General features: G+C 72.1%; 7 protein-coding genes. All 7 read right to left on the bottom strand.

The window, feature by feature from the left end; translation table 11 throughout:
* Window positions 1–116: 116 nt before the first annotated feature.
* The 7 genes from DW297_RS13920 to iolC are packed head-to-tail and all read right to left on the bottom strand — an operon-like array spanning window position 117 to window position 9224.
* Window positions 117–1589, bottom strand: coding sequence for a DUF4407 domain-containing protein (locus tag DW297_RS13920; RefSeq protein WP_136033389.1), 1473 nt, complete (start codon window positions 1587–1589; stop codon window positions 117–119).
* 50 nt (window positions 1590–1639) lie between these two features.
* Window positions 1640–2929, bottom strand: coding sequence for a 23S rRNA (adenine(2503)-C(2))-methyltransferase RlmN (gene rlmN / locus DW297_RS13915; RefSeq protein WP_205828305.1), 1290 nt, complete (start codon window positions 2927–2929; stop codon window positions 1640–1642).
* A 44-nt stretch (window positions 2930–2973) separates the two neighbouring features.
* Window positions 2974–4884, bottom strand: coding sequence for a 3D-(3,5/4)-trihydroxycyclohexane-1,2-dione acylhydrolase (decyclizing) (iolD, locus tag DW297_RS13910; protein ID WP_240744633.1), 1911 nt, complete (start codon window positions 4882–4884; stop codon window positions 2974–2976).
* Window positions 4884–5795: a 5-deoxy-glucuronate isomerase gene (iolB, locus tag DW297_RS13905; RefSeq protein WP_136033385.1), complete on the bottom strand. Its 912-nt coding sequence runs from the start codon at window positions 5793–5795 to the stop codon at window positions 4884–4886. Before iolB ends, iolD begins: the two co-directional genes overlap by 1 nt.
* Window positions 5796–5833: 38 nt before the next feature.
* Entirely contained in the window at window positions 5834–7351 is a 1518-nt protein-coding gene (locus DW297_RS13900) for a CoA-acylating methylmalonate-semialdehyde dehydrogenase (RefSeq protein WP_136033383.1), read from the bottom strand.
* Window positions 7352–7366: 15 nt separating this feature from the next.
* A complete protein-coding gene (locus tag DW297_RS13895) occupies window positions 7367–8266 on the bottom strand; it encodes a Cgl0159 family (beta/alpha)8-fold protein (protein WP_206252520.1) in 900 nt (299 codons plus the stop codon).
* Window position 8267: 1 nt separating this feature from the next.
* On the bottom strand, window positions 8268–9224 hold the full coding sequence (gene iolC, locus DW297_RS13890) for a 5-dehydro-2-deoxygluconokinase (RefSeq protein WP_136033378.1): 957 nt from the start codon (window positions 9222–9224) through the stop codon (window positions 8268–8270).
* Window positions 9225–9275: the final 51 nt, after the last annotated feature.

The following is a 9275-nucleotide window of genomic DNA, read 5'->3' as shown; positions in this document are numbered from 1 at the left end:
GCGGACACGGGCACCGCGGGGCCGTTCACGGCACCGGGCTCCGCCGCCGGCGCACGGACCCCCGTGCGGGACGCGGATCCCTCAGCCAGCGCGGGTCGCGCGAGCGGGCGCGAGCGTCAGGTGGCCTGAGCGCCCGGGGTCGTGACGATGTCGGCGCGGTCGCGGAAGCCCTCGGCCGTCACCCGGTCGAGCGCCACCTGCTTGCGGATCGCGACGGCCTTCTCGTACAGGCTCGGGTCGCCGTAGCTCGTGAGCACCTTCACCAGCACCGGCAACAGCTCGATCATGAAGAACAGCGCGGCGATCAGGATGTGCGCCCACAGGATGGCCGGCTCCTTCTCGCTGAGCCGGTTGAGTCCGCTGATCTGGCTGAGCAGCCCCACCGCACCCGCGTTGCCCTGCGCGACGGCATCCGCGCGGGCGTTGTACGCGGCGAGCGCCTGGTCATACGTCTCGCGCGCGGCCGGAAGCTCGTCCTTCGCCTGCTGGCGGTTCTGCGTCTCGGAGGTCGAGGTGTTCTCCTTGGCGGCGGTGCCGGCGGCCGCGAGCTCGTCGTTGGCCGTGCGCAGCTGGGCGGCCAGCGCGTCGTAGGTCTGCTGCGCCTCGGCGAGCTGGGCCTGCGCGGCCTGCGAGCTCGCGCCCTCGCCGTTCACCCCGGTGCACCCGGGGACGGTGCCAGCGCCCTCGCCCGTCAGCTCGCACTGGTAGAGCACGCGCGCCTGGTCGATCACGGCCTGCTGCGCGGTCATCTTCGCGGTGAGGTCGTCGACCGTGGCCTGCGCGGCCGACTCGCTGGCGGACGACGAGTCGGTGCCCGCGACGATCCCGGTCGCCGCCTGGTTCTCCAGCTCCGAGACCCGCTCGGAGGCGGCATCGAGGGCCTTGCGCTCCGGGCCCGATTCGAGCGCCTCCTGATCGGACTGCGCCTGGACGATGTTGGTCGCGGCGACCTCGCGAGAGATGTCGTTGTGGAAGATCTGCAGCACGAGCGGCTCCGCCACGACGAAGCCGATGATGGCCGCCATGATCACCCGCGGGATCGCCAGCCCGATGAGCTTCCACACGTTCCTGGTCGACGTCATGGTCGAGGTGAGGAACCGGTCGAGGTTGAAGATGATGAGCGCCCACACCACCGCGAGCGGCACCGCGAGCCAGATCGCGGCCTGCACACCCGTGGTCAGCGCGAACAGCATCGAGATCGCGGACACCAGTGCGGTGCCGGCGAGCACGAAGAACATCTGCACGAAGCGGGGCGTCTCGCCGGGCACGCGGTCGAGGATCTCGCCCTCCGCGCCGCCGAGGATCGCGAGGGCGCGGAGTCGCTCGGCGGCCGTGCGGCGACGACGGGGCGGGCGGGCGCGACGCGCGCGGGCCGGCTGCTCCTCGGTTGCGGCATCGGCGTCGGCGTCCTCCGTCGTCCGCACGGACTCGGCACGCTCCGGAGCGTCGACGAAGGGGTCGGGGTCGGGTCCCGTCGGCTCGAACTCGCGCAGGAAGTCGAGGTCATCCGTCTCGGCGTTCGGGTCGCCGTCGAGGATGATCCGACCCTGCGAGTCGAAGCGACCCGGGCGATGGGCGGAATAGGGCATCCGGACAGGGTACGAAGCCCGCCTTGGAGTCGCTCTCAGGAAAGCCCTGATCAGGCCATCGCGGCGGCGGCGGCCTCGTCCTCGGTGGTGGCGACGAGCTGACCGCACGCCCCGTCGATCTCCTTGCCGCGGGTGTCGCGGAGGGTGGTCGGGATGCCGGCGTCGTTGAGGCGGCGCACGAACTCGTCGGTCACGTCGCGCTCGGACGAGGTCCAGATCGACCCGGGCGTCGGGTTCAGTGGGATCGGGTTGACGTGCACCCAGCCGCGACCGCGCTGGTTGAGCTTCTCGGCCAGCAGGTCGGCACGCCAGGCGTGGTCGTTCATGTCCTTGATGAGCGCGTACTCGATCGACACGCGGCGGCCGGTCTTGGCGTAGTAGTCGTAGGCGGCGTCGAGGGCCTCGTCGACCTTCCACCGCGAGTTCACCGGGATGAGCTCATCGCGCAGATGGTCGTCGGGCGCGTGGAGCGACAGCGCGAAGGTGACCGGGATGTTCTCGTCGGCGAGCTTCCTGATCGCGGGCACGAGGCCGACCGTGGAGACCGTGATGCCGCGGGCGCTCATTCCCAGGCCGTCGGGCTGCGGCGCGACCATGATGCGCACCGCATCCATCACGCGCTTGTAGTTCGCGAGAGGCTCGCCCATGCCCATGAAGACGATGTTCGACACGCGCTCCATCGAGTGGTCGTCGCGCTTCTTGCCGCCCAGCTCGCCGTTCGCGATCGCCCGGTTGGCCCGCACGATCTGCTCGATGATCTCGGCGGTCGACATGTTGCGGGTCAGCCCGGCCTGGCCGGTCGCGCAGAACGGGCAGTTCATGCCGCAGCCGGCCTGGCTCGACACGCACAGGGTGATGCGGCCGGGGTAGCGCATGAGCACCGACTCGACGAGAGCGCCGTCGTGCAGGCGCCACAGGAACTTGATCGTGTCACCACGGTCGGTCTCCAGCCGGCGCACCTCGGTCATCAGCGGCGGGAGCATGCCCGCGACCAGCTCGTCGCGGATCCCGGCGGGGAGGTCGGTCATCTCGGCCGGGTCGGACGTGTAGTGGCGGAAGTAGTGGGTGGCGAGCTGCTTGGCGCGGAAGCCGGGCAGCCCGAGCTCCTTCACCTTCGAGATGCGCTCGGCCGGGGTGAGGTCGGCCAGGTGCACCGGCGGCTTGCCGCGCTTGGGGCTCGCGAACTGCAGCAGCGGACGGCCCTCGGCGTCTTTCTTCTGCGTCCAGCCCTCGGTCGCCGGGCGCACCTGGGGGGCGCGGGTCTCACGGATCGCCCCCGAGCGGGACGACGCGGGCGCTGCCTGGGGGCGCGTCTCGCGCGTGCGGGGGTTCTCAGTCATCCTTCCAGGATACCGGGGGCCGGGTGGGAGGCGGCTGGGCCGGATCAGCCGAGCAGCGGGCGCTGCGCCGTGCGCTGCTGCTCGTACTCCGCGCGGGCCCGCCGGGCGCTGTCGGTCGACGCGACCTCGGCGACCGGCACGTCCCACCAGCCCTCGCCGTCCGGCGCATAGACCGTGGGGTCGCTCTCCACGTGGATCACGGTCGTGCGCTCCGCCGCCTTCGCCGCGCGCACCGCCGCCCGCAGGTCCTCGATCGCGGAGGGACCGGGGGCGACCTCGATCACGTCGACGCCGTAGCTGCGCGCGTTCATGGCGAGGTCGACCGGCAGCACCTCGCCGTGCTGGAAGCTGCGGGCCTGCGCGTCGTACCGGCGGTATTTCGTGCCGAAGCGCTCCGACCCGACCGTTTCGGACAGGTGCCCGATCGACGCGAAGCCCTGGTTCTGGATGAGCACCACGATGAGCTTGATGCCCTCCGCCACCGCCGTCGCGAGCTCGGAGCTGAGCATGAGGTAGGAGCCGTCGCCGACCATCACCACCACGTCGCGGTCGTCGCCCGCCGCCTCCAGGCCGCGCTTGACGCCCAGCCCGCCCGCGATCTCGTAGCCCATCGTGGAGAAGGCGTACTCCACGTGGTAGCCGAGCGGGTCGCTGACGCGCCACAGCTTGTGCAGGTCGCCGGGCAGCGAACCCGCGGCCTGCACGATCACATCCCGGTCCGCGACCTCGGCCCGCACCGCCCCGATGATCTCCGGCTGCCCCGGCAGCTCGCGGCCGGTCGGGGCGAGGGCGGCGTCGACCGTCGCGTCCCACTCCCGCTTCTGCGCGGCGGCCTCGTCGGCGAGCTCCGTGCGCACGCGGGTGCCGCGCAGCTCGGCGGTCAGCGCCTCCAGCGCCTCCCGGGCGTCGGCGATCACCGGCAGCTGCGTGCCATGCTTGTAGGCGTCGAACGGGGCGACGTTCACGTTCACGAACACCGCGTCGGGGTGCTGGAAGGCCGACCTCGACGCCGTCGTGAAGTCGCTGTACCGCGTTCCGACGCCGATGATCACGTCGGCCTGGGCCGCGAGCCGGTTCGCGGCCGTGGAGCCGGTGGCGCCGACCCCGCCCAGATACTGCGGGTGATCCCACGGCAGCGCGCCGCCGCCCGCCTGGGTCGTGCCGACGGGGATGCCGGTCGCCTCGACGAAGTCGCGCAGCGCGCCCTCCGCCTCGGAGTACAGCACACCGCCGCCCGCGATGAGGAACGGCCGCCGCGCCCCGCGGATCGCGGCGACCGCCCTGGCCAGGGGTCCGCGCTCGGGCAGCGGCCGGCGCACGTGCCACTCCCGCTCCTGCAGGAACTCGACCGGCACGTCCAGCGCCTCGGCCTGCACGTCTTCCGGCAGCGCGATCGTCACGGCCCCGGTCTCGGCCGGATCCGTGAGCACCCGCAGCGCGGCGAGCGCCACGGAGAACAGCTGCTCCGGCCGCTGCACCCGGTCGAAGAACACCGACACCGGGCGGAAGGCGTCGTTGACCGTGAGCCCGATGTCGTGCGGTCGCTCCAGCTGCTGCAGCACCGGGTCGGCGACGCGCGTGGCGAAGGTGTCGCTGGGAAGCAGCAGCGCGGGCAGGCGGTTGGTGGTCGCCAGGGCCGCACCGGTGAGCATGTTCGTGGCGCCGGGGCCCACCGAGGCCGTGCTGGCGAACGTCGCGCGGCGGCGGTGCATCCGTGCGAACCCGACGGCCTGGTGCACCATCGCCTGCTCGTTGCGCGCCTGGTGGTACGGCATCAGCTCCGGCTGCTCGAGGTGGTACTGCTGCAGCGCCTGCCCGAGACCGGCGACGTTGCCGTGTCCGAAGATGCCGAACATGCCGGGGATCGTGCGCTCGCGGTGCTCGCCGTCGACCGTCCACTGCTGCGCCAGGAACTCCACCAGCGCCTGGCCGACCGTCATCCGCCTCGTCCGCATCACTGCGCTCCTTCTGCTCGATAGGGAAGCCGCGGGTCGATGTCCTGCCCGCTCCAGCTGTCGCGCACCCACGCGTGCGCGGGGTCGTCGGTGATGAGCCACGAGCGCTCTGGGTCGGGGCCTGCCATCACGTTCAGGTAGTAGAGGTCGTAGCCGGGGGCGGCGACCGCTGGCCCGTGATAGCCGTAGGGCACGAGCGCGACATCGCCCGTGCGCACCATCGCCGACACGTTGATGTCGCCCGCGTCCGAGGAGTAGGTGGCGAACATCCCGAACGCCGCGTCGGACGACGCCGCCTGCCCGCCGTCACGCGTGGGCGCGGCCTCGAAGTAGTAGATCTCCTCCAGGCGCGACTCCCGCCCCGGCACGTGGGCGTCGTGCTTGTGCGGCGGGTACGACGACCAGTTCTCCGCGGGAGTGAGCACCTCGCACACGATCAGGCGCTCCGCGTCGAGGGTCGCCGGGGTGCCGAAGTTGTGCACCTGCCGGCTCGACCGCCCCGCCCCGCGCAGCTCGACCGGGGTCTCATCGGCGCGGAGGTGCCGGGTGGGATGCACGACCGTCGTCGGGGCGGAGGCCACCGCGACCCGTCCGGTCCCGCGGATCACGGCGGTCGCGGCGCACGAGAGGTACAGCACGTCGGTGGGACCGTGGAACACGGAGGTCCGTCCGGCGAGGGTCGTCTCCGTCGTCGCACCGCCCTCCGTGTGCGTCACCGTGAAGGAGCCGGAGAGCGGGACGACGATGCGCTCGACCTCGGTCTCGGCGAGCGCGAGGCTCTCCCCGTCCGCGAGCACGCCCACGCGCAGGCCCGTGTGCGCCCACCCCGGCAGCGCCTCGTCGACCACGCTCTCCCAGCCGTCGCGGCCGAGGGCACCGCGCGGGTGGAACCACAGATCGTTCGCGGTCATGGCGCCTCCTGTCGGTGTCGATCGGATGGTCGGTGTCGTCAGCGGTTCTGCGGGAAGCCGAGGTCGATGCCGCCGTGGGTGGCGGGGTCGAGCCAGCGGCTGGTGACGGCCTTCTCGCGGGTGAAGAAGTCGAACCCGTGCACACCGTACGCCTTGGCGTCGCCGAACAGCGACGCCTTCCACCCGCCGAACGAGTGGTAGGCGACGGGTACCGGGATGGGCACGTTGATGCCGATCATGCCCACCTGCACCTCGTGCTGGAAGCGGCGGGCCGCTCCCCCGTCGTTCGTGAAGATCGCGGTGCCGTTGCCGAAGCGCCCGGAGTTGATCAGGTCGACGCCCTCCTGGAACGTCTCGACCCGCACGACCGAGAGCACCGGGCCGAAGATCTCCTCCGTGTAGGCGCGGGAGTCGGTGGGGATGTCGTCGATCAGGGTGGGGCCGAAGAAGAAGCCGTCCTCGCGCCCGTCCACCGTCAGGCCACGGCCGTCCACCACGATGCGGGCGCCGTCGGCCTCCGCGATGTCGACGTAGCCGGAGACCTTCGCCCGGTGCTCCGCGCTGATCAGCGGGCCCATGTCGGGCTCGCCGGTGCCGTCGCCCGCGCCGTCGCCCACCCGCAGCGTCGCGATCCGCTCGGTGATCTTCGCGATGAGCTCGTCCGCGACGGGCTCCACCGCCAGCACGACCGACACGGCCATGCAGCGCTCGCCCGCGGCACCGAAGCCCGCGTTCACGGCCTGATCCGCGACCAGGTCGAGGTCGGCGTCCGGCAGCACCAGCATGTGGTTCTTCGCACCGCCGAGGGCCTGCACGCGCTTGCCGGTGCGCGACGCCGTCTCGTAGATGTACTGCGCGATGGGCGTCGACCCCACGAACGAGATCGACTGCACGATGTCGCTGTGCAGCAGCCCGTCGACCGCCTGCTTGTCGCCCTGCAGGACCGTGAACACCCCGGCGGGCAGCCCCGCCTCGGCCCACAGCTCGGCCAGCCACAGCGCGGCGGACGGGTCCTTCTCGCTCGGCTTGAGGACCACCGCGTTGCCCGCCGCGATCGCCACGGGGAAGAACCACATCGGCACCATCGCCGGGAAGTTGAACGGCGAGATGATGCCCACGACACCCAGGGGCTGCTTGAGCGAGTACACGTCGATCCCGGTCGAGGCGTTCTCCGAGTAGGCGCCCTTGATCAGGTGCGGGAACCCGGTCGCCAGCTCCACGACCTCCTGGCCGCGCAGGATCTCGCCCATCGCGTCGGAGAGCACCTTGCCGTGCTCGGCGGTGATGATCGCGGCGAGCTCGCCCTTGCGGGCGTTCAGCAGCTCCCGGAACGCGAACAGCACGCCCTGCCGCTTCGCGATCGACCACGTGCTCCACTCCGCGAAACCGCGCTCCGCGGACGCGAGGGCCGCGGCGATCTCGGCCTCGTCGGCGAGCGCGACCCTGGCGGTCTCGGCGCCCGTGGCGGGGTTGAACACGGGGGCGGTCCGCCCGCTGGTCGAGGCGTGCGGGGCACCGTCGATCCAGTGGCCGATGACGGGGGTGTCGGAGCTCATGCGGGTCCTTCGGGATCAGGCCGACAGGCCGGGGTGGACGAGGGAGGCCGCGACGTCGATGGCCGCGGCCACGTCGATGTCGGCGGAGTACAGCAGCGTGCGGCCGACCGTGAGGCCGCGCACGCCGGGGAGCGACAGGGCGTCCTCCCACGAGGAGAACGTGTCGTCGGGGTCGGCACCCGCGTCGCCGCCGAGCAGCAGCACGGGCAGGGTGGTCGCGGCGAGCACGCGCTCCATGTCGTCGACCACGGGCAGCTTGAGCCACGTGCTCGCGCTGCTGGCGCCCAGACCGCTCGCGATGGCGATCGACAGCATGACGGCGTCGGGGCTGAGGTCGTTGACGATACGGCCGTCGACGCGGCGGCTCAGGAACGGCTCGAGCATGATCGGCAGGTCGGCGCGGGCCGCCGCGGTCACCGCGTCGGCCGTGGAGGCCAGGGTCGGCGCCGTGCCGTCGTCGTCGAGGTTCACGCGCAGCAGCGCCTTGGCGAAGTCGATGCCCGAGTCCACCATCGCCGGCACGTCGTACCCGGTGTAGCGGTCGTCCATCTCGAAGCTCGCACCCCGCAGCCCGCCGCGGTTCATCGAGCCGACCACGATCTTGTCGTCGAGCAGGCCGAGCACGGCCAGGTCGTCGATGATGTCGGGCGTGCCGAGCACCCCGTCGACGCCCGGGTGGCGCAGCGCGATCGCGAGGCGGTCGAGCAGCTCGTAGCGGTCGGCCATGGCGTAGGGCTCCGCGCCCACCGCGAGGGCTCCGCGTGCGGGATGGTCGGCCGCGATGATGAACAGCCGTCCGTCGCCGCGGATGATGTCGCGGCGGCGGCGCGCGGCCAGCAGCTCGCGGATCGCCCGGGGGGACTCGGCCCGCACGGTGCGCAGTCGCTCGAAGTCCTCTTGCGTCAGTGCTGTCATGTCACGCATCTCCGTTCACGACCTCCGCGATCTCCCGCTCGGTCGGCATCGCCGTGGAGCACTCGCGGCGGCCGGCGACGATGCCGCCCGCCACGTTGGCCCACGTCAGGGTCTTCTCCAGCGGCCACCCGGCGAGCAGCCCGTGGCACAGCGCACCGCCGAACGCGTCGCCCGCCCCGAGGCCGTTGACCACGGCGACCTGTCGCGCCGGGATCTCGACGCGCTCCGTGGCGGTCTTGGCGAGCACGCCGCGGGGGCCCTGCTTCACGATCGCGAGCTCCACGCCGCGGTCGAGCAGGGCGTCGGCGGCGCGCTCGGGATCGGTCTCGCCGACCGCGACCTCGCACTCCTCGCGGTTGCCGACGGCGACCGTGGCGAAGCCCAGCGCCCGCTGGACCCACGGGCGTGCGGCCTCGGCCGACTCCCAGAACATCGGGCGGTAGTCGAGGTCGAACACGGTGTGCGCCCGGCGGCCGCGCTGTTCCAGCAGCTCCAGGTGGGTCGTGCGGCTGGGGTCCTCGCTGAGGCCGGTCGCGGTGAACCACACCAGGGCCGTGTCGCGCACGGTGTCGGCGTCGACGTCGTCCGGCCGGAGCTGGAGGTCGGGCGCCGACGGCTCGCGGTAGAAGTACAGCGGGAAGTCGTCGGGCGGGAAGATCTCGCAGAACGTGATCGGGGTCTTGTAGTCGGGGTCGGTGGCGACGAACCGGCTCGACACCCCGAGGCGCTCCAGCTCGTCGCGCAGGTACTGCCCGAACGGGTCGTCGCCCACACGGGAGAACAGCGCGGTGTCGTGGCCGTACCGGGCGGCGGCGACCGCGACGTTGGCGGCGCTGCCGCCGAGGTACTTGCCGAAGCTCGTGACCTCGCCGAGCCCCACGCCGTCCTGCAGCGGGTACAGGTCGACGCCGAGGCGTCCGATGCTGAGGATCTCGGTCGCCCGTGGTCGCTCGCTCATCGCCCCGCCTCCTCTCGCTGCATTTGTCCTAACATTAGCACTATTGCGCTC

This window comes from Microbacterium sp. PF5 (genome assembly GCF_004794315.1).
Classification (GTDB): domain Bacteria; phylum Actinomycetota; class Actinomycetes; order Actinomycetales; family Microbacteriaceae; genus Microbacterium; species Microbacterium sufflavum.
The sequence above is the reverse complement of the archived record's forward strand: the minus strand, read 5'-3'. Positions and strand labels throughout refer to the sequence as shown.